We start from the raw sequence: 22,450 nt of genomic DNA, 5'->3' as shown, positions 1-22,450 counted from the left end.
TCCCGGCACAAGCTCAGCTCATGCTGGCCCGCAGTGGGACGATGACCTGCTCGGCGAATCGATGGGCGGGCTCTGCGCTGTCAGGATTACCGAAGTCGAGCACAAAGTGCCGGATCCCAACCTCGATGAGCGAGGCGAGAAACTCGGCGTAGGAGGCTGACTCGCTGTCAGTAGTGGGCAGCGCTCGCTCGACGGTGGTTGACATCTCCAAACCAGACGGGTCGCGCCCGAGGCGCTCAAGCTCGTCAAGCACGATCCCGCACTTGCGACGCAGCGACTCCAGATCGCGTCGCCAGGGTGTGTTCCAGATATCGGCATGCCGGGCGGCGACCTTGAGCCCGATCTGCTCGCCTGAAGCCCCGACGCAGACCTGCGGCGGGATCTCCGGCAGCGGTGGCGCTGCCGCCCCGTCGATGCGGTAGTGCTCGCCCTCAAAGCTCGGGTCGTCGGTGGTCCACATCAACCGGCAGATCGTGATGACCTCTTCGAGCTGGGCAAAACGCACCTTCGGTGACGGGAATTCGTAGCCGTACGCCCCGTACTCGCCACCTCGCCACCCGGCCCCGATGCCCAGGATGAACCGGTTGCCCGACAGGTATTGCAGCGTCGCCGCCATCTTCGCTGTCAGCGCCGGCGGCCGGTAGCCGTGCCCGAGCACGTGGTGGCACAACTGCGCGCCGTCGAGGCGCGCAGCGCACCACGTGATGGTGGTCCAAGCCTCGAGGAAGGGATCGGTCTTTGCATCGAACCCGTAGAAGTGATCTGCGATCCACAGCGAGTCGAAGTGCCCGATCACTTCGGGCAGGAGCCATTCCACCTGGTCGGCCACGATCGGCCGGTGATCGCTCCACCGGTTGCCGATGCACGGCGACAGCCATCCGAATCGAAGTGCACTTGAAGCGTCCGCAGCGTCGTTCACCACGTCACGCTAATGCTCTGATCACCGATATCTGAGCTCGTGTTCGTCGAACTCGAGCTCACCGTGACTACTCGCCCAAGCGTTCCGGCTTCACAGCGGCAGCGTTCCTTCGACTGCTCGCAGTGCTGCTTTGCGCTCGGCGACGTCTGGGAGCACTGACTCCACGAGTGCCCAGAAATCGGGGCCATGGTTGAGTTCGGTGAGATGGGCCAATTCGTGGACGACGACATAGTCGAGCAATCCCGGCTCGAGCATCACAAGTCTCCAGTTGAATCTCAAGGGGCCATCGGCAGCACAGCTCCCCCATCGTTTGCGCTGGTCCCCGATGATGACTTCGGGTTTGGCGCCGCTCCCCATCACCGGCCACCATCGATCAACGCCGATCGAGACGTGCTCGCAAGCACGAAGCCAGTACCACTCGGCGACAGCACTGCGGACCTGCAGTGCCACATCGGCAGGGCCCACTTCCGGCGGTAACAGCACCTGCAATTCCCACGGTCTGAAGCGCACGTCAACGTCGGCGATGTCGTCGCTGCCAACGGTCAAGCTCAGGCTGCGTCCGTGGTATGGAAGCGTGCCAGGCAGCTGGGGCGGAGCTTGCTCGGCTGGCACAGTCGCAAGGCGGTCCAGGACCCATCGCGCCTTGCTTCGCACGAACGCCGCGATGTCTTCGGGGCGCGTTGCTGCCGGGACCGCCACACGCACGCCGTTCGGACCGGCGGTGATCTCCAGGGTCTTGTGCCGACGCGCGCTGCGCCTGATCTCATAGTCGATGACGGCGTCGCCGAATCGAATCCAGTCGTGTTCAGAGAGGTCCACCCCGCGATTGTGCCCTCAGGCAGGAACAGAATTCATCTCAATTTCTGAGGTTTCTCGAAACGCTCCACAATGTGTAGAATTGTACAATATATACACATCGAGAAGGTTGCGTACATCGACAAGCATGCGGGTACCGACAACCGGGCCTCGGGAGGGCGGCGATGCGCACCAACATTGAGATCGACGACGAACTGATGGCTGCAGCCATGAAATGGGGCAGCTTTCGCACCAAGCGTGCAGCTGTGGAGGAAGGACTTCGCCTGCTGGTTCAAACGAGGACGCAGGGCCGCATCCGCAGTCTGCGAGGCAAGCTCCCGTGGGAAGGATCGCTCGATGAGATGCGCACTGACCGATGATCGTCGTCGATTCGTCGGTGTGGATCGACTTCTTCAACGGCATCGACACACGCCAGACCGATCTGCTGGACGAACTGCTGGGATCCCAGCCGATTCTCACCGGTGACCTGATTCTCGCTGAGGTCCTGCAAGGGTTCCGAAGCGATGCTCACCTGCGCAACGCCCAATCCGTGATGGACACGCTGTTCTTCGAGTCGATGGTGGGACGGCATATCGCCATGGCCAGCGCTCTCAACTATCGGAAGCTACGCACCAAGGGCATCACCCCCCGCAAGACCATCGACATGTTGATCGCCACCTTCTGCATGGAGAACCGGCATCAGCTGCTCCACTCAGATCGTGACTTCGAACCCATGTCTGAACACCTCGGACTCGCGGTGCTCTAGCGGTCGGTCACTGTGACCACATAGCCGACGATGCGGTGCCGCGCGACACAGCCCAAATGTGCGCCGGGGGTACCTCGAGTTTCAGCGGGCCAGGCCGGGCGCGTTCAGGGGCGGACGGCACGCTTGTGAGGGCGTCGCGCCAATTCCTCAAGCGCCGGCTGGGCCAGCTTGACGAACGTGCAGGCCAACCTGCGGGTCTCGCGCGGATCAATGAGGTCCACGACGTCGCCAGCCATGGCGGCCTTGAACGGCGATCGGAGCCGCAGCAGCCGTTCCTCGATCATTTCCCGGTGCGCTTCTGGGTCGGGCGCGGCTTCGATCTCGCGCCGGTACGCCGCCGCTACGCCTCCCTCGATGGGAATGCCGCCCCACTCTCCCGCCGGCCATCCGAATCGGAGGTTGAGCGCGTGCGGCAGGCCGATGCTGTTCGGCGCATCGGCAGCCACCCCGTAGGACTTGCGGACGTTGAACTCCACCTTGGGCACGCTCGCCTCCGCTGAGGCGATCAACGCACGCACCCCGCGGCGCATGGTGGCCTTGCGTTCCGCGGCCGAGCCCAGCATGAATCCCGGCATGTCCAGGAAGATCACCATCGGCAGATTGAAGGCATCGCACAGGTCGACGAAGTGGGCGTACTTGTCGGCGCCGTCGCCATCCATGGCCCCGGCCAGCCGCATCGGGTCGCTGCCGACCACGCCCACGCTGTAGCCGTCGAGGCGGCCGAACCCGGTGATGATCGCTCCGGCGTAGTGGCGGCGCATCTCGAAGAACTCACCGTTGTCGACGACGTGTCGGATGAGCGCCCGGGCGTCGTAGCCGGCTCGACGGTTCGTGGGGATGATGTTCAGCAGCTCTTCGGGCCGGCGATCCGGCGAGTCGCCGGTGTCCACCCGTGGCGCCACCTGCGAGACCGTGTTCGGCAGGTACGACAGGAACGTGCGGATCTGCTCAAATGCGTCCTCTTCGCTCTCGGCCACGTTGTCGACCTGGCCGCTCTCGTACACGTGCATCCGGTAGCCGCCGAGTTCCTCCTTCGACAGCATCTCGCCGGTCGCGCGCTGCACCACTGGAGGACCAGACGGGAAGATCTGCGACTGCCCCTTCACCATCACCGTGAAGTGCGACATCAGCGCCGCTGCCGCTGGCCAACCCGCCACCGATCCCATGATCCCCGAGGCCACCGGGACCTTCGTCATCATCTCGACCGACTGCCACCACATGTCACCCGATGGCAAGGCCATCTGGCCCGATTCCTCGTCGGACTTGGAGCTATGGCCCACGCCCTCTCGCAGTTGCACGTACGGGATGCCGTAGGTGATGGCCAGCGGCTGGGCGAACTGGTGCGGGATCTTGTGAACGTTGTGGGGGCTGCCGCCTGAGATCGTGAAATCGTCACCGCCGATCGCGACCGGCCGGCCGTCGAGCTCGGCAAGACCCATCACGTAGCCGCCGGGCGTGAACCCGATGATGTTGCCGTCGTCGTCGTATTCCGGGCCGCCCATGAGCCCGCCCATCTCGACGAATGAGCCCGGGTCGGCCATCTTGGCGATGCGCTCGCGCACTGTGTACCGGCCACCCTGGTGCTGACGTTCGATGCGTTCGGGTCCGCCCATCTCTGAGGCGAGCTCCTTGAGGTAGGCGATTTCCGCGATCGCCTCCTCCCAGCTCATCCCCGGCTTCCAGGCTTCCCGATCCGGATCAATAGGCATCTTTCCGCTCCGATCTCCTCACAGAGACATCGCCTCGCACCCTGCGGCTACGCGAACCGCGTGTAGTGCGCCTCAGCGTCGCTACGAATGTATGGGGCGCTGATCGTCTATGCCGAGAACTCGTCCTCGGGGGCAATGTGCTCCAAGAAGCAACTCGGATGACTGATGCCGGCTGTGAAGCTCGAGCCCGTATTGCCGCTCTCGGAGTAGCCCTTCACTATTTCGCCATCTCGCAGCAGGATCGGCTCTCTCGCGTCGCGGCGTGACTGGCTCCGGTGCAGGTGCTGGTCGACCTCATCCCCAGAGTCGACGACGACGAAGATGCAGTCGGTGGCAGAGAGCTCGTGCCACTGCCACCAGCCTGCCAGGATCCCTTCTCCGACGACGCATGAAACCTCTGGGTGCTGCGTACCGGGTTCATCCCTCCAGTCTAGCAGATCTGCGGGCTCGGGTCCGCTGTGCGCCCGGCACTCCCAGCTCGTGTCTCCCTCGAATTCGCCCGCAGACTCCGGCTCCTCTGCCGGGATGTCGTCGCCACCCTCAACGCCGCCGCTGCCCGAATCGTGGCGACGCGCATAGGTCTCCTCGTCAGGAACGCTGTGGTCGCCGGTTCGCTCAAGGAAGCACTCGGGACGAGACGTCGCGGAGATCATCCCGTCAATGTTCGCTGACGAGCTGTAGCCGATAACGGCCTCGCCGTTCGCGAGGGCGACCGGATCGCGCGCATCGAGCCACCACAGGCGTTCCACATCATCCTGGTAAATGGGTTTCTGCGGTTCACCAGGCCCCGAAGACCATGGCTCCGGCGCCACGGCGACGAATACGCAACTGTCCGCCGAGAGTTGAGACCATTGCCACACCCCTGGGGCGATGTCTCGTCCAACGACGTACTCAACGGGTCCCTCGGCGTCTGAGTCGTCGTAGTCGTGCCTGAAATCAACCAGCGTGGCCAGGTCTGAGGCGTGGGCCGGGTCGTCTTCGGTATCGCTCGCGGCTGAATCGGGGGGTGCCGTGCTCGGCGCGGGTGCGGAGGCGTCGGTGGTTGCCGAGTCCGACTGAGTGGTCGACGTGGCCGCTACCGGCGTGCTCTCGTGAGGCGCGGCCGTGCTCGTCGACGCTGCGATGGCCGGCGCAACCCCAGCCGGACCTGCGTCGGGTTGGTCACTCGCGCACGATGCAGTCAGACACAGCGCAATGGCAACTGCGCCAAGCCATCTCCTCGACACTGATGCGGACACGACATGGAGATTAGATGCACGCTGGTGACGGCCGATGGCGACCGCAGTAAGTTTCGGCATCTAGGCGCGGGGTTCGCGGCGCCGTCGAGAGCGACAGGGGATCACCATGGAACTGGGACTGTTCACCATGCCGAGCCATCCGCCCGAGCGCGACCTGCGCGAGGGCTGGGAGTGGGACTTGCAGGTCATCGAGTGGGCTGACGAGTTCGGCTTCGGCGAGGCGTGGATCGGCGAGCATCACGCCGCTCGCTGGGAACCGCACCCGGCCCCAGACCTGCTCACGCTCGAAGCGCTGCGTCGGACCAAGAACATTCGCATCGGTCCCGGCGGATTCCTGATGCCCTATTACCACCCTGCAGAGCTGGCCAACCGGATCTCGCTGCTGGATCACATCTCCGAGGGCCGCCTCAACTTCGGCGTTGCCGCCAGCGGCCTGCCCAGTGACTGGGAGATGTTCGGGGTTGACGGCATGGCCGGCGAGAACCGGGAGATGACCCAGGAGTCGGTCGAGTTCATCCTGAACCTCTGGAGCCAGGAGCCCGGCTGGACCCACGAGGGCAAGCACTGGAAGGGCTCGGTACCGCACGGCATGCCCGACATGGACCTCGTGCATCACCTGCGACCGCTGCAGCAGCCGCACCCGCCGATCGGCGTGGCAGGGCTGAACTCGCCGTCGCCGACGCTGGAGATGGCAGGGGAAAAGGGCTGGATCCCGATGAGCCTGAACCTCAACCCGCAGTATGTGAGCGGCCACTGGGATTCCTATGAGGCAGGGGCCCGCCGGGCGGGACGCGACGTCAGCCGCAGCGATTGGCGCATGGTGCGCGAGGTGTTCGTGGCTCCCACCGACGAGGAAGCCTGGGAGCTGTCCTACGGCGGGATGATGGGCCGGATGATGACCGAGTACTTCATTCCCCTGCTCGGCGCCTTCGACTTCCACAAGTTCCTCATCGACGAGCGCAACCCACCCGTCGGCGGCGTAGTCACCGTCGAGTACTGCGCCCGCAACAACTGGTTCGTGGGCTCGCCCGAGACGGTCGCAGCTTCAATCGAGAAGGTGTACGCCGACGTCGGTGGTTTCGGCCACCTGCTGCTGTTCTGCTTCGACTATGCCGAGACGCCCGAGTCGGCGGACGCATGGCGGCGGTCCATGGACCTGCTGGCTAGTGACGTCATGCCCCGGGTGTCGCACCTCACCGGAGACTGAGACACACGTGCCGACCCGTCCGACGCTAGGACACTCCGCTCGGGCGCTGGGCGGGCGCGCACGTGGCCGCGTCTCGCAGTACACGGGCATCGGGACTCGGCAGATCGCACGGCGCCCGCCAACCTGGCTTCCATCTCCCGAGCTGGCCAAAGGCGATCCGAGGCTCGGGCTACGAGACCGCTGGTACCTGCTCGGCACCTCAAGCCTCGTGAGCGAGGAACCTGTGGCGACTCGCCTGCTCGGCGAAGACTTGGTGCTCTGGCGTGACGGCAGCGACGCGCCACGCCTCATGGGCGATCTGTGCCCCCATCGAGGAGCCCGGCTGTCGATCGGCGATGTCGTGGATGGGGAGCTGCGATGCAGCTACCACCACTGGCGGTTCGACGGCGACGGGCAGTGCATCTCGGTGCCGTCCCAGGGAGGTACGTGCTCGCTGGCCGAACGGACGCGGGTAAGCGTGAGCTACCCAGTCGTTGAGCAAGCCGGCTACCTGTGGGCCTGGATCGGCGAAACCGAGCCAGCTCCGCTCGACCTTCCGACGGAGTTCAGCGACAGCCGCTACTCGACATTTCCCGAGACCGTGGAATGGGGTGCGAACTGGCTGCTGGCGCTCGAGAATCTCGTGGATCTCATGCATGCGCCGTTCCTGCACGCACGCTCGATCACGCTGAACGAAGGCATCACTGACGACCGCGTGGTTGTCGACGATCACGACGACGGCTTCGAAATTCGCCGACGCGACCAGGCGGGCACCAACTTCGACTGGATCGATATCCACACCGGTGCGCTCAGCTACGTTCGTCTCGATATCCCGCTGCCGCCCAGTGCCGGGCCCGGTCCCGCGCTGCGGATCCTGGGATTCCTGACGCCACGCGACAACGCAGCAACGCTCGTGCACTTCCCGCGTTTTCGGGAGGTGGCGGGCCGCGAGCGCCGCATCTGGCGGACGCTGTACCGGCTGCGCATGCGCGGCACCCACCTCCACGTGCTCAACCAGGACAAGGAGATGCTCGAGAGCCTGCGCACCGTCGAGGAGGCCCGACGTGACGAGCATCTCGCTCAAGCCGACCGCCCCGTGGTGCACTTGCGTCGGGCGCTCGAACCAGACTTGGAGGCGCAACGGGAACGATTCGGGCTGGCACCCGAGTCGGCCCAGGCACCCGTAGCGCTCGCAGACTGACGCCGACCCGCACCTAGCCGCCAACCGTTGACCACCTCAGGACACGAACGATGAGCCAGACCGCCGCCGACCGGATCGAAGCAACGGATACGTCACCGCAGGAATCACGAGACCTAGTGGCGCGCATCGAGGGCATGTGCGCTATGCGCGACACCCGGCGGGAGGATTGGGACACGCTGGCGTTCCAAACCAAGGCGGGACCGCAGTACCGGCGCGCCCAGATCCGCTATATCGGCTCGGGCGGCACCGGCAATCATGAGGGCGACGAGCAAGCCCTGGCCGCCGAGCACTTCACGTTCTCCAACATGCTGCTGCCGCCAGGAGCCGAAGGCCCCGAGCACACGCACCATGACGTAGAGGAGGCGTTCTTCGTGCTCGAAGGCGAGCTCGAGGTCACGATCCACGACGGAGACGACTCCGCCAGCCAGCTTCTCGGCTACCGCGACCTGATCAAGATCCCCGCCGGCACCGCCCGGTCACTGCGCAACGTCGGCGACACCGATGCGCTGTTCGTGGTGATGCTCGGCGCGTCGAAGCCGCAGCTGCCCACCTACCCCCAGCACTCCCCCATGGCGGGGATCACGCGGGACTGAGCAACCCACACGACCGGCTCGACCATGAGCCTGAACGGTCGCCGTGTCGTCGTCACCGGCGCCGGGCGCGGGCTTGGCGAGGCGATGGCACATGCGATCGCCTCGAATGGCGCATCGGTAGTCGTGGCCGAGCTGATTCCCGAACGCGGCGAGCGCGTCGTCGGCGAGATCCGGGCTGCAGGCGGCGCCGCCGAGTTCATCCCCACCGATGTGAGCGATGAAGCCTCGGTTGCTGCGTTGGCCGAGCATCTTGGCTCCGGCGGGCCCCTCTGGGGCGTCGTGAACAACGCCGGACTGGCCGACGCCGTGGGCGGCAAGACGTTCTGGGAGATCACGCCCGACGAATGGGATCGCATCCAGGCCACCAATTCCCGAGGGCCATGGCTGGTAAGCCGGGCGCTGGTCCCGCAGTTGCTGGCTGGCGGCGAAGGCCGGATCGTCAACATTGCCTCGGATGCGGCGCTGTACGGCTCGCCGCGCCTGTCGCACTACATCGCTTCGAAGGGAGCGCTGATTGCCTTGACGCGGGCGATGGCTCGAGAGCTGGGCGACCATGGCATCACCGTCAACGCCGTGGCGCCGGGACTAGTGGAGGGGCCGTCCGCTGAAGAGATCCCGGCCGAACGCCACGCGCTGTACGCCGAGATCCGGGCGATCAGCCGGCCCCAGGAGCCCGACGACGTCACCGGCACAATCGTGTTCCTGCTCTCGGCGGAAGCCGCCTACATCACTGGACAGACGATCGTCGTCGACGGTGGCTTCGTGATGCCATGAGCGCAGCCCAGCGCAGAACCGGCGGCGACCTGCTCGTCGAGGTGCTGGTGTCGCTCGGCGTCGACACTGCCTTCGGGGTGGTCAGCGTCCACAATCTCCCCCTCGTCGATGCGCTTGCCCACCGCCTGCGATGGGTGCCCACCCGCAGCGAGGCAGCCGCTGTGAACGCAGCCGACGGCTACGCCCGGGTCCGCGGCACGCCCGGCTGCGCGGTGACCTCGACGGGAACGGGCGCAGCGAATGCGGCTGGGGCATTGGTGGAGGCGCTCACGGCCGGCTCGCCGGTGCTGCACGTCACCGGACAGATTCCCAGCGAGCATCTCGGCGCAGGCCGCGGAGTCATTCACGAGACACGCAATCAGCTGGGAATGCTGCGATCGTGCTCGGTATGGGCGGCGACGGTCGGCGTAACACCGTCGACCGACTTCGCCCACGCAGCCCGACGGCTGGGCACCCATCCGCGTGGACCGGTCAGCCTGGAGTGGCCGATCGATCTGCAATACACCGAGCCAGCCCTCTGGGACCATCTCCCCGAAGACGCTCCCACGAGTCTTGGCTTGGACAACACCGGCGGTGGGCACGAGCTCATCGAAGCAGCCGCACTTGTCAGCGGCTCCAGTGGCGCAGCTGCGCATCATGACTCGACGAGCCTTGGTGTCGCGACCAAACCGGACGATGCTGTGTTGGACCGGACTGCCGAGCTCATCCTCGCAGCGGAACGACCCTTGGTGTGGGCAGGAGGCGGTGCCATCGGTTGCAGCGTTGCGATCGACGATCTGTTGCGCTGCACCGGTGCTGGCTTGTTCACCTCGAACGCAGGGCGCGGTGTCGTGCCCGAGACCGACGACCGGGTCATCGGCAATTTCGCGGCGTCTGCGACCGGCGCCGAGTTGCTCGCCCAAGCCGACGTGCTCATCTCGATCGGCACGCATTTCCGCTCGAACGAGACCCGCGGCTACCGGCTGGCCCTGCCCGCCACGCACATCCAGATTGACATCGACCCTGCGGCCATCGGCCGCTCTTACCCGGCAGATGTCGGGATCGTGGGCAATGCCCGCACGTTGGTCGCCTCGCTCGTCGCCCGTCTCTCCGATCGCCGCTGTGCCCTGCAGCCGGAATGGCACGAGAGCATCACTGCCGCCCGTGAGCAGTGCCGGGCTCAGCTGCGGCGAGACATCGGGCCGTACGCGGCGATCTGCGACATCATGGCGGGCGTGCTCAGCGACCGTTCACCCCGTGTGCGCGACATCACCATCCCCAACAGCTCGTGGGGCAATCGCCTGCTGCCAGTGATCGACCCATCCACGAACGTGGTTCCCCGGGGAGGCGGCATCGGACAGGCTGTCGGGATGTCGATCGGCGCAGCAGTGGCCCGTGCCGATGAACCGACCATGGTGATGGTCGGTGACGGCGGTCTCGTCCCTCAGCTCGGCGAACTGGCCACGCTGGCCCAAGAAGAACTGCCGGTCACCGTGGTGGTCTTCGACGACGGTGGCTACGGGGTGCTGCGCAACACCCAAGACCGGCACCTGCATCGACGCTCGGGCGTGGATCTGTACACACCGGACCTGGCCGCGACGGCGGCAGCCTTCGACTTCGGCTACTTCGAGGTGTCCACGCCGCAGCAGTTCGCCGACGCCTTCGAGACGGCGACCGCTGCGGGACACCCGCAGATGATCCGTGTGGACTGTGATGCGCTGGGGCCGATGCCGGTCCCGTTCGTCCCGCCCGTCGAGATGCCGCCGACAGCCGGGCCATGAGTCCCGATATGCGCGGCGTCCAGACATGAGTGTCGAGACCGACCCCGCTCAGCACGCGGCACCGGACGGGCTGATCTCGCGAAGTCATCTGGGCATCGAGCCGTTCGCGTTGTACCGACCTGACTCGCTGGCGGATGCCGCTTCGATGATCGCCGCCGGTGCATGGGCGCACGCGGGCGGGATCGACGTTGCCCAGCGGCTTCGCAATGGCGAAGCGGCACCTGCCCTCGTTCCGCTGTGCAAGCCCGGACGAAATTCTCCCAGCGGGCTGGAGGTGCTCGACGAGATCTCGCTGAGGGACGGCGTGCTGTTCATCGGCGCGGCTGTCACCCACGCCCGGATCGAAACCGACCGACTCGTACGGACGGTGCGGCCGGACCTCGCTGATGCATGGCGGACCATCGGCAACGCGCGCATCCGGTCCACCGGCACGCTGGGGGGCAACCTCATGGCGTTCGACTCTGGCTACGACGCAGCGCCGATCCTGGCTGCCGCCGGAGCCGAGCTGATCTTCATGGAACCCGATGGCTCCGAGCGGCGCTGCGCTGTGGCGGACCGGCCACACGATCGCCTGCTCGTCGGCTGCGAGGTGCCGCTTGCCGGCCATGTCGTCTATGAGCGATCGCTGAAGCCAGTCGCTTCTGTGGCTGTCGGCGACAACCACATAGCGATCGGTTGCGCCTATCGGGAGGTCGAGGTGCTCCCGAACGGCGCTGCGGACGCCGCTGCCGCAAGCGCTTTGCTCGGCGCGCTGCCCGATCCGACCGATGACGTCTTCGCTTCGACTGCCTACCGGCGCCGAGTCATCGACGTGCTCGTCAGCCGCTGCCTGGAGCTCCATGCAGCAGGTGCGATGAATGATGGCGGCCTTGGCAGTGATGGCGCGTACCCGCCTGATGCCTCGCGCAGGGAAGCCGTCGCATCTACCGGGCACCCTCCAGAATCCCTGTCGGACGACTCAGAGCCTCAGCGGATAGGCGGCGATGCCCGGCAGCCCCGACGGCCTGGACTTTGCGCAGAAATGCCGCCACAGACGGCAAAACTGCGCAAAGAAGGCGTGACAGCAACTTTCCGAGACGTCACCTATCCGCGCGGCCTCTCAGTGGATATCGAGCTGCGGCTCAATGGGGAACCGTTCAGCGCGTCGACCCCAGCGTCGGAGATGCTGGTTGACACCATCGGGTCACGCGCTGGACTCGGCGGCACTCGCGTCGGATGTGATCAGGCCGTCTGCGGTGCCTGCACCGTGCTCGTCGACGGCGAACCCACAGCCTCGTGTTCCACGTTCGCGTGGCAATCCGACGGCCGCGACGTGCTCACGATCGAATCGGGCCACATGGCAGCGGCAGGCGGCCTGTCGGCCGGCCCTGCGGCCGCGCTGCCTGAGGTCCAGCGAGCCTTCGCCGAGTTCAGCGCTTTCCAGTGCGGCTACTGTACGCCAGGTCTGATCCTCACCGCGAGCGCCCTGCTGGCCCGCCATCGGGACCCCGACCGCACAACCATCTGCGACTGGCTCGATTCGAACGTGTGTCGTTGTACCGGCTACCTCATGGTCATCGAGGCAGTGGAGGCAGCCTCAGCTGCACTGCGCTCCCCCAGTAGCCCGATGCAAGACGGTGCACCATGACGCGCTCAGACGCCGCGGCGAAGACGTCCGGCACCGCTTCGTACGCAGTCGATGTCGCGCTCGGCGGCATGCTGCACGCCAAGGTGCTGCGCTCGCCCCACCCACATGCGCTCGTGACCCGCATCGACACCGTCGCGGCCGAGCAGGCCCCCGGTGTTCGGGCCGTCTTGACACGGCGGGACCTGCTCGACAGTGAGCTTCGAGAACGTTGGGCTGGCGACGACCTGGGGCACCGCCCTGTGGCCGGGCCACTGGTGGCCTCGCACAGCTACGGCTACTTCGTGAAGGACCAGCCGATCCTGGCGCTCGACCGGGTGCGCTACGTGGGCGACGCCGTCGTCGCGATCGCAGCGGACACCGAGCTCGACGCGGCGCGGGCCCTGTCGCTCGTACAAGTCGACTACGAGCCGCTGCCGACCGTGGCCGACTTCGATGCCGCTCTGGCCGACGGCGCGCCAGAGTTGTTCCCCGAAGCGCCGCTGGCCATGGCTCCCATCTACGGCCAAGGCGCCAGCGGCGGCACCCGGCCCAAACCGAACGTCTGCTACCGCTTTGCCTACGAGACCGGCGACTCAGCGGTCTTCGATCGCTGCGACCACATCTTCGTCGACGTGTTCGGCTTCGACGGCCGACAGCAGCACCTGCATCTTGAGCCGTTCGTGACGGTCGCCCGATGGTCCGGACCCCGCGGGTCGGCCCCAACCGCGGACAGCGGCGACAGCACAGACGAAGGCGACGACAGCACAGCTGACAGCAGCCGTCTCGAACTCTGGTCGAGCTGCCAGAACCCGTTCCCGGTGCGCAAGGAGATGGCTCGCCTGCTGGGCATCGGCGAGCACCGGGTGCGCATGCAGGTCAGGTACCTAGGCGGGGGCTTCGGCGCCAAGAACGGCTGCAAGACCGAGCCGATCGCCGCATTGCTGGCCCGCAAGGCCGGTGCACCGGTCCGGTACTGCCTCACGCTGGACGAGGGCTTCTTGACGATGCGCCAGCACAACGCACGCCTGAAGTTGCGGACCGGCGTGATGTCCGACGGCTCCCTGGTGGCCCGCGACGCCGAGGTGCTGCTCGATGCAGGCGCCTATGCCGATGCAAGCCCCCTGGTCGCAGAGAAGGCGGGCTACCGGGTCGCCGGGCCGTACCGGTGGCAGCACATCCGTACGGTCACTGATGCGGTGCTCACCAACACCACTCCCGCGGGCCCGTTCCGGGGTTTCGGCGGCACCCAGGCCAACTTCGCCTGCGAAAGCCAGATCGACATGATCGCCAAACGGCTGGGGATTGACCCCGTCGAGCTACGCCGCCGCAACCTGATCGGATTGGGCGAGGCCTACGTGCCCGGCGAGTCCGCCATGGACTCCGATCTCACCGAAGGTCTTGAACTGGTGGCCGACCGCATCGGCATGGACCAGGCACGCCCTGCCGGCCGAGGCCGGGGCGTGGCACTGGGCTTCAAGGATTCGGGCGGGGTCAACAAGCCAGCGCAAGCCCGGGTCAAGGTCGCCACAAGCGGCGATGCGTGGGTGCAATGCGGCACCGTCGAGATGGGTCAGGGTGCCCAAACAGCGTTACGTGAGGTCGCGGCACGAGTGCTCGACGTGCCCCGATCGCGTGTCCATTGGTCTGACCTCGACACCGATCACACCCCGTTCGACCAGGGCACCAATGCCTCCTCGTCCATCTCGGTGATGGGTCAGGCCGTGCAGAAGGCCGCCGAAGCTGCTCGTCTGCGCATCCTGCAGTTCTCAGCCACAGCGCTGGGGGTGCCGGTGGCCCGTGTCGATTTCCGAGACGGCATTGTGCTGGTTGCGTCCCAGGACGGTTCCAGCAAGACGGACCGACGCCCGCTTGCCCCGCTGGTCATGGGTATCTATGGCGGGACCGGTTACGAGTTCACCGGCGAAGGATTCTTCAAGGCCCCCAGCGACAGCCGGGCCCCGTTGGAATCACCGTGCGTGTCGTGGGAGTACGGCTGGGGGGCTGCGGAGGTTTCGGTGGACGCCGACACCGGAATGGTGACCGTGCACCGCCTGGTCGTCTCCGGCGATGCCGGGGCCGTGCTGCACGAAGGAGCCTGCCGCGGTCAGGACGAGGGTGCCGCGATCATGGGGCTCGGCGGCGCTCTGTTCGAGACCATGCGCTTCGACGGCCCGGTGCTCGCCAACGGCCGACTCGTCGACTACCGCGTGCCCCGGTCCAGTGACGTGCCAGCGGAGTTCATCTCGATCACCCAAGAGCAGGGACACGGACCAGGCCCCTTCGGGTCGAAGGGCCTAGGTGAAGGAGCGATGCTGCCCGTGGCATCGGCCATCGCGAATGCCGTTGCCGACGCAACCGGGGTGCGCGTGACCTCAATGCCCCTGACCGGTGAAACGGTCCTTGCCGCGCTCGATGCCGCCTGGGACAGCCCATGAACGCCAGCGCCACCGAGCCCGCGTGGGCGATCACTCACCTGCGGCGCATCGCCGTGCGCTGCAGCGCATTCGACGAGTGCGTCGATTATTACGCCGGCCCCTGGGGATTACGGCAACTTGGCGACTCCGATGACAAGACGGCGGTACTACGCGCCACGGGCGCTGAACACCATGTGCTGGAGCTGCATCGAGCTGATCGCAACGGCATCGATCACATCAGCTTTGGTCTCGCCGACAACGGGGCCATCGACGCGGCAGCGGCCACGCTGGCGGGCCGCGGCGTGACCCTGCTCAGCGAGCCGGCCGCACTGGACCGGCCGGGTGCGGGCTACGGATTCCGCATTGCCGACCCTGAAAGCCGGATCGTCGAGCTGGCCGCGTGCACTGAGGCCGCGGCGGCGCTGCGGGCCGATGCCACGCCGACCAAGATCGCCCATGTCGTGCTCAACACCGCCGACATCGAGGCGCTCTGCGACTGGTGGTGCGAGGTGCTGGGCTTCCGGGTGAGCGACTGGAGCGAACGCCAGATGGTGTTCCTGCGCTGCAACGCAGACCATCACTCCATTGCGTTCAACCGGGCCGAATGGGCATCCCTCAATCACGTCGCCTACGAGGTCCCCTCGCTCGACGCCTACATGACCTCGCTCGGACGCCTCGCGCGGGCAGGGCACGCTGTCGGCTGGGGCCCAGGCCGCCACGGGCCGGGCAACAACGCGTTCGGCTATTTCGTGGACCCTGCGGGCACCGTGCCCGAAGTCACTGCCGAAGTGCAGCAGGTCGACGAGGCCACCTGGGTGCCGCGAACCTGGCCACGCACCCCGGAGCTGTCCGATCGCTGGGGCACAGCAGGCCCGCCATCGGCCGAAATGCGGCAGCACATGGCTGGAACGCCCGAATAGCCGGGCCGACTAGCCAAGGCTCCGCAGCGAGGCCGCGGCCCTTTCGACCGCTTCGGGGGAATCGCCGATCAGCACGATCACCGGGTCGGGTTGCCGGGACGCTGGCTCGATGCGCCAGCTTCGCCCGACTGCCTGGAGCTCGTGGCGGCTGCCGTCGGGACTCGTGAACCAACCCTTCGCTCGCACCAGCGGCACAGGCGGGAGCTCGAACCAGCGGGCGACGTCGGTCACCTCCCATGGCCCCGCCGGGGCGACGACCGCAGTCGCAACTTCGAACGGGTGCCCGCCCGCATCGGCACGAAACGTTGCTCCTCGCACTGCGGCGCCGAGCAGCACCCGGGGATCGATGCGCCCGTGAGCTGCGGGGACCACCATGCGGCCCGGCGCGATCTGGCCGATCCGGCCAATCAGCGCCTGAACCTCTACGTCGCTCACTAGGTCAATCTTGGAAAGCACCACCATGTGCGACACGTCGATCTGGCGACGTACGGCAGGCGCCATGCGGGGGTCGTCGAGCTGAGCGGCCAGGTGCTGCGCATCGGTGACGGCCACGACGCCGTCAAGCGTGCAGCCCGCCGCAGACTCGGTCGCCGCGGCCAGCGTGGCGGGGTCGGCGATGCCGCTGGCTTCCACCACGATGGCGTCGCTGGTTCCCGCGCTGGCGAGGCGTTCCAAGGTCTCGGCGAGGTCGTCCACCAGGGCACAGCAGGCGCAGCCATTGGTGAGTTCCACCCGGTCAGGCGTTCGTGACGCGACCTCCAGGCCATCAAGGGCCGCTGCGTCGATGTTCACGGGCCCGATGTCATTCACGACCGCAGCGATTCGCAGACCAACGGGTTCGGCCAGCAGCCGGCGCAGCACCGTGGTCTTGCCGCTGCCGAGGAATCCCGTCAGCACCGTGACGCCGACGGCATCTCCACGGGCATCGTCGCCCTGCCGGCGAGCCGCTGCGATCGAGCCGATGGCGGACTGCCAGGCAGCATCGAGTTGTCCTGCGTCGGCATGCGTTGCGCCGTCCCCCGCTGGGCCGCTCGCGTCCATGGCAGTGATTATCCCCTGACGCAGTTGCGCTGGAACCCAGCATCGACCGTCAAGTGCAGCTCAGGGTCTCCGAATCAGGCCTCAGGTCTGCTTCACAGGTCCATGTGTCAGTACCGGGCATTAGTACACCTTGGGCACGATGCGCCACCGCACCCGCTCGCGGTACTGCTGCCACAGGCGGCCGTATTTCTGGGCGCAGCGTCGATCATCGGCACGCTCCCGCGGGACCAGCAGCGCTACGTAGTACAGCGGGTACAGCCAAGGACCGAGCACCAGCGGCCAGCCGAGAGCCAGCGCTAAACCGGTCGCCATGGCAATCTCGCCGAGGTAGTTGACGTGCCGTGACAGACCCCAGAAGCCGCTGCACAGCACACGGCGCTCACCGTCTGTGAGCACTCGGGGCGCCAGACCCAGAAATGCCCGTTCGGGGTCTTGCTTGAAACGGAACTTCTGCAGGTTCGCGCCCCGCGACAGCGTCCACCCAGCAAAGAACACCAGCGTCGCCGTGACCATCAGCCAGACGGGCATGTGCGGATTGGGGCGATCTGCCACCGACCACAAGCCCACCGCGTAGAAGAACGGGTACCAGCAGAGGCAGCCCCACACGAGCTTGAACCCCACGCGTTCCGCGAAGAGGTCATAGGTGTAGAGATGGACCCGCTCGAAGACGAGGTAGTCGCACACGAACCAGGTGAACAACACGACGTAGAGCACGACCCCCGGCGATGGATCGTCGGGGTAGGCCATGAAGTGGTGGGCCGCGAACGAGAGCAGGTTGAGCTCGAGCAGGACGGCGCCCGCCAGGTACAGGAACATCTTTGTGTCGGCACGGCCTCCGAATGCCTGTGGGTTGATCCGGCGCCCGAGATAGAGCTCCGCCAGCAGGCCTCCTCCCCTGGAAGCCGCACTCAGCACCACCGCTGCGGATGCCAGCAAGCCCAGGGTCAGAGCACCCGCAGCGCCCGCCCAGCGGTGCTGCCAGAACCAATCCCACGGCATGACGCCCGAGGAGCACGCGGTGATCCAGAGCCCCAGCGTGACCACGAGCACCGGTAGACCGTTGAGTCGATAGCGCAGCACCTCACCGCTGTGCTCATCGCGCACGTATCCCACCACACGCCGCGCCGGCAGCGCTAGGTGCAGCACCCCGATGAGAGCAAGAACAGCCCAAGGCGCAAAGAAACCCGCCACGAGGTTGGTCACGTCAGGTGTCTCGTGTTCCTGCCGATAAGCCGGATCGCCGCCTTCCGAGGAAGGAGGCGTCCCATGAGCACAGCCGTGATCCGGTTGACAAAGCCCGGCACCAGCCGCGGCCCTCGGCCGAGCCCATCGAGTGTTCGGCGCGCAGCCTCATCGGGAGACAGCATGCCGGGCACGTCGCGGCCGAACGATCTCATATACCCCGGGGTGCGCATCGCGCCGGCGCAGCAGGCGACAACGTCGATGCCGTGCGATCGCAGTTCGTACCAGAGCCCCTCGGCGAGAATGAGGTTGAACGCCTTGCTGGCCGCATAGACAGATATGTGAGGTGTCCCTTGCAGGCCCGATAGCGATGACATCAGCACCACCGCGCCCTTGCCCCTGCTGCACATGGACGGAACCAGCGCGCGCAGGGCCAGCAGCGGTCCGCGCACGTTGACGTCCACCGCCTGGGAGATCTCCTCGTCGGGGGCTTCCAGGAACGGGCCCACCGGTGTGAACGCCGCGTTGTAGTCGACGATCCCGAGGTCCAGTCCAGCGACGGCGTCTGCGAGCGTTTCGGCGAATGCGGGGTCGGCCAGATCCAGGACCACGCAGCGAACTTCGGCTCCGTGTTCGGCGGTGAGCTGTTCAGCGCGTTCGGCCAGCAGGTCACCCCGGCGCGCCACCAGCACCAGGTCCATGCCACGTACGGCGAGCTGGGTGGCGAACGCTGCACCGAGCCCTTCCGAGGCACCGGCCACGACGGCCCACTTCCCGTATGTGCTCGCGAGGGAACGATCCCGCCCCAGCGATCTCCCAATAACCGGCACCCGTCCTCCCGCGATCAGGAATTGCCGCTTGCCTCACGTCACGATGTGGGCTCGCCTCCGAGCACGGTGTCGTAGACAGCAATGTCTCGCAACGCCATCGGATCGATCTCGTAGGGATCGTCGTCAAGCACGGTGAAGTCGGCGAGCTTGCCGGCCTCGATGGAGCCCAACCGATCGTCGCGGGCCAGCACGTGGGCGGCGTCGATGGTGATGGCGCGCAGTGCCCGATCCACTGAGATCCGCTCCCCCGGCGCCATCACGGTTTCGCCGTCGGCGCCCACTCGATTGACGGCACACCACGCAGCCAGCAGCGGCGACAGCGGCGTGACGACCAGATTGAAGTCGCTGTGCAGCGCAAACGTGGCGCCCGCCCGTACCAGCGAACCCAGTCGGGCCGTGGCCTCACTGCGGTCGGGGCCGAACCCGTGATCTGAATGCAGCTGCGCCCGGAAGTGCACGAAATAGACGTTCACGCTGGCGAGCCCGCCCAATGCCGCGAGCCGCTTCGCCTGCGCTGGTGTCGAGATGCAGTAGTGCTCGATCGTGAAGCGATGATCGAAGCGAGGGTGCTCGGCCTGAAGCGCAGCGAGCGTGTCCAGCGTCATGTCGACCGTGCGATCGCCGTTGGCGTGGGAGTGAATCTGAACGCCTGCCTGCCAGAACGGCCGCATCCGCTCCACCATGTCCTCCCATGGCACCTCACCGGTGTGGGCAGTGTCTTCGTCGAGGTAGCCCGGTGCGTTCATGACCAAGGTCATGGACGGGTAGGAGCCGTCGTTCACGTACTTCACGCCGTGGGTGTTCAGCCGATCGTCGCCCTCGGCCCGCTTCGAAGCCAAGAAGTCGAGCATGTCGCTGCCGTAGGTGCGCACCAGCTTCGGCTCGAAGGGAATCATGTAGATGCGCAGCGGGAACGTGCCATCGGCGATGGCCGCTGCATGGTCGTTCCATTCGGGCTCGAAGCCGTCGGCCATCCCCCACATCAGGTCTGCCGTGGTGGTGACACCGGCTGCCCGGGCGACCGCACCCATGCGATCGATGGCCGCACGACCAGTACCCGGTCCGTACACCGAAGCGGCAACCGGGCGCGTCGCCCGCGCCGTTGCCTCGGTCTCCACGAACCAGCCATTCAGCCGACCGTCGGGATAGCGGCCCAGACCGTGGCCGATGCTGTCATCGTCAACGCCGATGAGCTCCAGCATCGGCGAGTTCACATAGACGATGTGCGGCGCGTACGCGCAGACCCACATCGGCACGGTGTCGCTGATCTCGTCGAGCATGTCGAGGTCGAGGTGGCCGTCCTGGCTGGCGGGGTCGTAGCCCCAGGCGGTCAGCGGCTCGCTGGGATCGGCATGCTCGGCAACCAGCGCCCGCAGTTGGTGCAGCACTGCGTCACGGCTCGGCAGTCCCTTGCGCAGCCCGGTCGGCGACGCCGAGTCGATCGGGCCGACGTAGTGCAGGCCCATGTAGGTGCCGCTGAGGCGCAGGTGAGTGTGCGGGTCGATGAAGCCCGGAAGGATCACCTTGCCGGCGTAGCGATCGTCGACCTCGAAGGGGTAACGCCGCAGCCACGGTTGCATCGATTCCACCGACCCCACCGACACGATGCGACCGTCTGCGACGGCGACGGCGCTGCCATGAGGTCTGCCGGGATCCATCGTGTGAATCCGGGCCGCCGGGTACACCGTGATGCGTTCCATGCAATCCCCAATCAGGTCATAGTGGAAATGGTCTGCTCGGACCGCGATGGTGCCTCAGGCTCAAAGCACGGGTAGTCGGTTGAGCATTTCGCAAGGCCCGCACCGACAGTCTCCTAACTGTGAACGACGAATGCCTGCCGTCGGCCGAGGCCGAAGCGGTAGATCGAGAAGTCGGCGTCGAGGGCCAGGGCCTCCCGGATGCCCAGCCGCTGCATGATCGCCCAGCTCGTGCGATCAACCAGAGAGAACCGTTGGTCCGCAAACGCCTCGCCGATGCTTGCCGCTGCCTCAAGATCTGCGACGATCGCCGGCTCGATGCGGGCAATGCCCATGCGGATCCCGTTCACGAGCCTCTCCGCGACGGCGATCCCGAGGCGCCTCGTGGCAAGGAACCAAGTCTCGACGATGACATGGTCGCTGGTCACCAACGCGCCAGCGAACTCCTCGAGTCGACGTGCTGCCCTCACATGACCGGCGTCGTCGACGTCTGCGGCTGCGTACCACGCTGAGGTATCGACGAAGACGCTCACTCGCGACTGCGGAGCGTCGCTACCGCCTCTGCCACAGCGATCGCCGTGCCTTCAGCGGCAATGTCGCTACCCCCCGAACTCCCGATGCCGACGATGGCTGAAACATCAGCATTGGCATCGACCCTGCCGAGGTCGCGATCGACCAAGCGCCGGATGTACTCGGCCATCGTGATCCCCAAAGAGGCCGCCTTCTGTTTCACCTGCACATGTTGCTCTGGTTCCAAGGCGATCTGTGTACGCATGATGTTACATCATAACAGCACTCACGTCCGTCCACAGCTCGCAGGACCGTGATGCAGTGCGAAAGCCAAATGCTGCCGCCATCCGAGGTCCAACGACGAGGGACCACGCCGGAAGTTCCGGCTGGGTTGTTGCCGAGATCGAGCCCGCTCAGGTCACCGAGGTGATGAAGGTCTCCAGCGCCTCGATGTGCTCTGCGGTGCTCTGGAGGTTCGCAGCGGGATTGCCGCCCCACTCGCATGTGGTGCTCTGGCAGTTGACGGAGAAGTGAGTGAAACCAGCGTTGCGTGCCTCGGCGACCAGCCCTGTCCACCGATCCGGGCCGATGCCGTAGTTGGCCTCGGCCTCAAGGGCGAAGTCAGTCGGGTCGCGGCCTTGGGCAGCGAGCATTTCCCGCAAGGTCTCCGCCAGCGCCACCGTGTCCGGCCCCGAGTCGCCGAACGTGAACCCGTCCCCCCATCGGGCGGCCCGTCGCAAAGCGGCAGACGTGTAGCCGCCGAACCAGATCGGGATGCGGCGGGCGGGCCGCGGCCGGATGCCGGCCCGGTCGATCCGGTGAAACTCGCTCGTGTAGTCGATGACGTCGTGCTCCCAAAGCGCACGGATGACCGTGATCTGATCGTCGAGCAGGGCGCCGCGCCGCTCCCAGTCGGCGCCAAGCGACTCGTATTCGACATAGTTCCAGCCCGAGCCCACGCCCAGCCGGAAGCGCCCGCCCGACAGCAGATCCACCTCGGCCGCCTGCTTGGCCACCAGTGCCGCCTGCCGCTGCGGAAGGATGATGATTCCGGTCTCGAACTCGATCGTGCTGGTGACGCCTGCCAGGTAGCCGAAGAGCACGAACGGCTCGTGAAAGTCGTCACGCTCGGTGTAGGGACCCCAGAACGCCGGCTCGCGCCCGGAATGGGAGGCGCCGAGCACATGGTCGTAGCTCACGATGTGGGAGTAGCCGAGCGACTCGGCTGCTTGGGCCCAGTCGCGCAGGGTGATCGGGTCGGTTCCGATCTCGCAGGTCGGCAGGACCGCGCCAAACTTCATGAGCTCAG

Annotated in this window: 21 protein-coding genes; 10 read left to right on the top strand and 11 right to left on the bottom strand. The window is 66.4% G+C overall.

Annotated features, from left to right (window positions below; all coding sequences use genetic code 11):
* Positions 1-13: 13 nt before the first annotated feature.
* Positions 14-919, bottom strand: a complete 906-nt coding sequence (locus ACOQPH_RS05475; RefSeq protein WP_420623715.1) for an LLM class flavin-dependent oxidoreductase — start codon at positions 917-919, stop codon at positions 14-16.
* Positions 920-1,009: 90 nt separating this feature from the next.
* The gene (locus ACOQPH_RS05470) at positions 1,010-1,738 is read right to left on the bottom strand and encodes a M48 family metallopeptidase (RefSeq protein WP_420623714.1); all 729 of its coding nucleotides are present in this window, start codon (positions 1,736-1,738) and stop codon (positions 1,010-1,012) included.
* Positions 1,739-1,899: 161 nt separating this feature from the next.
* On the opposite strand from ACOQPH_RS05470, the gene ACOQPH_RS05465 reads away from it, so the two are divergent.
* Positions 1,900-2,094, top strand: coding sequence for a type II toxin-antitoxin system VapB family antitoxin (locus ACOQPH_RS05465; RefSeq protein WP_420623713.1), 195 nt, complete (start codon positions 1,900-1,902; stop codon positions 2,092-2,094).
* The gene (gene vapC, locus ACOQPH_RS05460) at positions 2,091-2,480 is read left to right on the top strand and encodes a type II toxin-antitoxin system VapC family toxin (RefSeq protein WP_420623712.1); all 390 of its coding nucleotides are present in this window, start codon (positions 2,091-2,093) and stop codon (positions 2,478-2,480) included. The genes ACOQPH_RS05465 and vapC overlap by 4 nt, the downstream gene beginning before the upstream one ends.
* 104 nt (positions 2,481-2,584) lie before the next feature.
* Here vapC and ACOQPH_RS05455 read toward each other — a convergent pair whose 3' ends face one another.
* Positions 2,585-4,189, bottom strand: coding sequence for an acyl-CoA carboxylase subunit beta (locus ACOQPH_RS05455; RefSeq protein WP_420623711.1), 1,605 nt, complete (start codon positions 4,187-4,189; stop codon positions 2,585-2,587).
* 107 nt (positions 4,190-4,296) lie between these two features.
* The gene (locus ACOQPH_RS05450) at positions 4,297-5,427 is read right to left on the bottom strand and encodes a hypothetical protein (protein WP_420623710.1); all 1,131 of its coding nucleotides are present in this window, start codon (positions 5,425-5,427) and stop codon (positions 4,297-4,299) included.
* 106 nt (positions 5,428-5,533) lie between these two features.
* Here ACOQPH_RS05450 and ACOQPH_RS05445 point away from each other — a divergent pair, with 106 nt between their 5' ends.
* The 8 genes from ACOQPH_RS05445 to ACOQPH_RS05410 all read left to right on the top strand — a co-directional run bounded on the left by ACOQPH_RS05445 (position 5,534) and on the right by ACOQPH_RS05410 (position 15,881).
* Positions 5,534-6,634: an LLM class flavin-dependent oxidoreductase gene (locus ACOQPH_RS05445; RefSeq protein ID WP_420623709.1), complete on the top strand. Its 1,101-nt coding sequence runs from the start codon at positions 5,534-5,536 to the stop codon at positions 6,632-6,634.
* A gap of 7 nt (positions 6,635-6,641) precedes the next feature.
* Entirely contained in the window at positions 6,642-7,814 is a 1,173-nt protein-coding gene (locus tag ACOQPH_RS05440; RefSeq protein WP_420623708.1) for a Rieske 2Fe-2S domain-containing protein, read from the top strand.
* Between the two features lie 134 nt (positions 7,815-7,948).
* Positions 7,949-8,407 (top strand): cupin domain-containing protein, encoded by a 459-nt coding sequence (locus tag ACOQPH_RS05435; protein WP_420624312.1) that lies wholly within the window; start codon positions 7,949-7,951, stop codon positions 8,405-8,407.
* 24 nt (positions 8,408-8,431) lie between these two features.
* Positions 8,432-9,181, top strand: a complete 750-nt coding sequence (locus tag ACOQPH_RS05430) for a 3-oxoacyl-ACP reductase family protein (RefSeq protein ID WP_420623707.1) — start codon at positions 8,432-8,434, stop codon at positions 9,179-9,181.
* Positions 9,178-10,941 carry a thiamine pyrophosphate-binding protein gene (locus ACOQPH_RS05425; protein ID WP_420623706.1) on the top strand — a complete coding sequence of 588 codons (1,764 nt, stop codon included), beginning with the start codon at positions 9,178-9,180 and terminating at the stop codon, positions 10,939-10,941. Before ACOQPH_RS05430 ends, ACOQPH_RS05425 begins: the two co-directional genes overlap by 4 nt.
* Positions 10,942-10,966: 25 nt before the next feature.
* Positions 10,967-12,568, top strand: a complete 1,602-nt coding sequence (locus ACOQPH_RS05420) for a 2Fe-2S iron-sulfur cluster-binding protein (protein WP_420623705.1) — start codon at positions 10,967-10,969, stop codon at positions 12,566-12,568.
* Complete coding sequence (locus tag ACOQPH_RS05415; RefSeq protein WP_420623704.1) at positions 12,565-14,982, top strand: xanthine dehydrogenase family protein molybdopterin-binding subunit; 2,418 nt, start codon at positions 12,565-12,567, stop codon at positions 14,980-14,982. The genes ACOQPH_RS05420 and ACOQPH_RS05415 overlap by 4 nt, the downstream gene beginning before the upstream one ends.
* Entirely contained in the window at positions 14,979-15,881 is a 903-nt protein-coding gene (locus ACOQPH_RS05410) for a VOC family protein (RefSeq protein WP_420623703.1), read from the top strand. Before ACOQPH_RS05415 ends, ACOQPH_RS05410 begins: the two co-directional genes overlap by 4 nt.
* A gap of 9 nt (positions 15,882-15,890) precedes the next feature.
* On the opposite strand, the gene ACOQPH_RS05405 is transcribed toward ACOQPH_RS05410, so the two are convergent.
* The 7 genes from ACOQPH_RS05405 to ACOQPH_RS05375 all read right to left on the bottom strand — a co-directional run bounded on the left by ACOQPH_RS05405 (position 15,891) and on the right by ACOQPH_RS05375 (position 22,442).
* Entirely contained in the window at positions 15,891-16,922 is a 1,032-nt protein-coding gene (locus ACOQPH_RS05405; RefSeq protein ID WP_420623702.1) for a CobW family GTP-binding protein, read from the bottom strand.
* Positions 16,923-17,042: 120 nt separating this feature from the next.
* Complete coding sequence (locus ACOQPH_RS05400; protein ID WP_420623701.1) at positions 17,043-18,125, bottom strand: DUF1295 domain-containing protein; 1,083 nt, start codon at positions 18,123-18,125, stop codon at positions 17,043-17,045.
* A complete protein-coding gene (locus tag ACOQPH_RS05395; RefSeq protein ID WP_420623700.1) occupies positions 18,122-18,865 on the bottom strand; it encodes an SDR family NAD(P)-dependent oxidoreductase in 744 nt (247 codons plus the stop codon). The genes ACOQPH_RS05400 and ACOQPH_RS05395 overlap by 4 nt, the downstream gene beginning before the upstream one ends.
* A 107-nt stretch (positions 18,866-18,972) precedes the next feature.
* Positions 18,973-20,634 carry an amidohydrolase gene (locus ACOQPH_RS05390; RefSeq protein ID WP_420623699.1) on the bottom strand — a complete coding sequence of 554 codons (1,662 nt, stop codon included), beginning with the start codon at positions 20,632-20,634 and terminating at the stop codon, positions 18,973-18,975.
* Positions 20,635-20,747: 113 nt separating this feature from the next.
* Positions 20,748-21,164, bottom strand: coding sequence for a type II toxin-antitoxin system VapC family toxin (locus ACOQPH_RS05385; protein WP_420623698.1), 417 nt, complete (start codon positions 21,162-21,164; stop codon positions 20,748-20,750).
* Positions 21,161-21,406: a hypothetical protein gene (locus ACOQPH_RS05380; RefSeq protein ID WP_420623697.1), complete on the bottom strand. Its 246-nt coding sequence runs from the start codon at positions 21,404-21,406 to the stop codon at positions 21,161-21,163. The genes ACOQPH_RS05385 and ACOQPH_RS05380 overlap by 4 nt, the downstream gene beginning before the upstream one ends.
* Before the next feature lie 148 nt (positions 21,407-21,554).
* Complete coding sequence (locus ACOQPH_RS05375) at positions 21,555-22,442, bottom strand: LLM class F420-dependent oxidoreductase (protein WP_420623696.1); 888 nt, start codon at positions 22,440-22,442, stop codon at positions 21,555-21,557.
* Positions 22,443-22,450 lie beyond the last annotated feature (8 nt).

It is taken from the genome of Candidatus Poriferisodalis sp. (assembly GCF_965221945.1).
Taxonomy (GTDB): Bacteria; Actinomycetota; Acidimicrobiia; order Acidimicrobiales; family Poriferisodalaceae; genus Poriferisodalis.
This window is presented reverse-complemented; position numbering and strand designations above follow the sequence as displayed.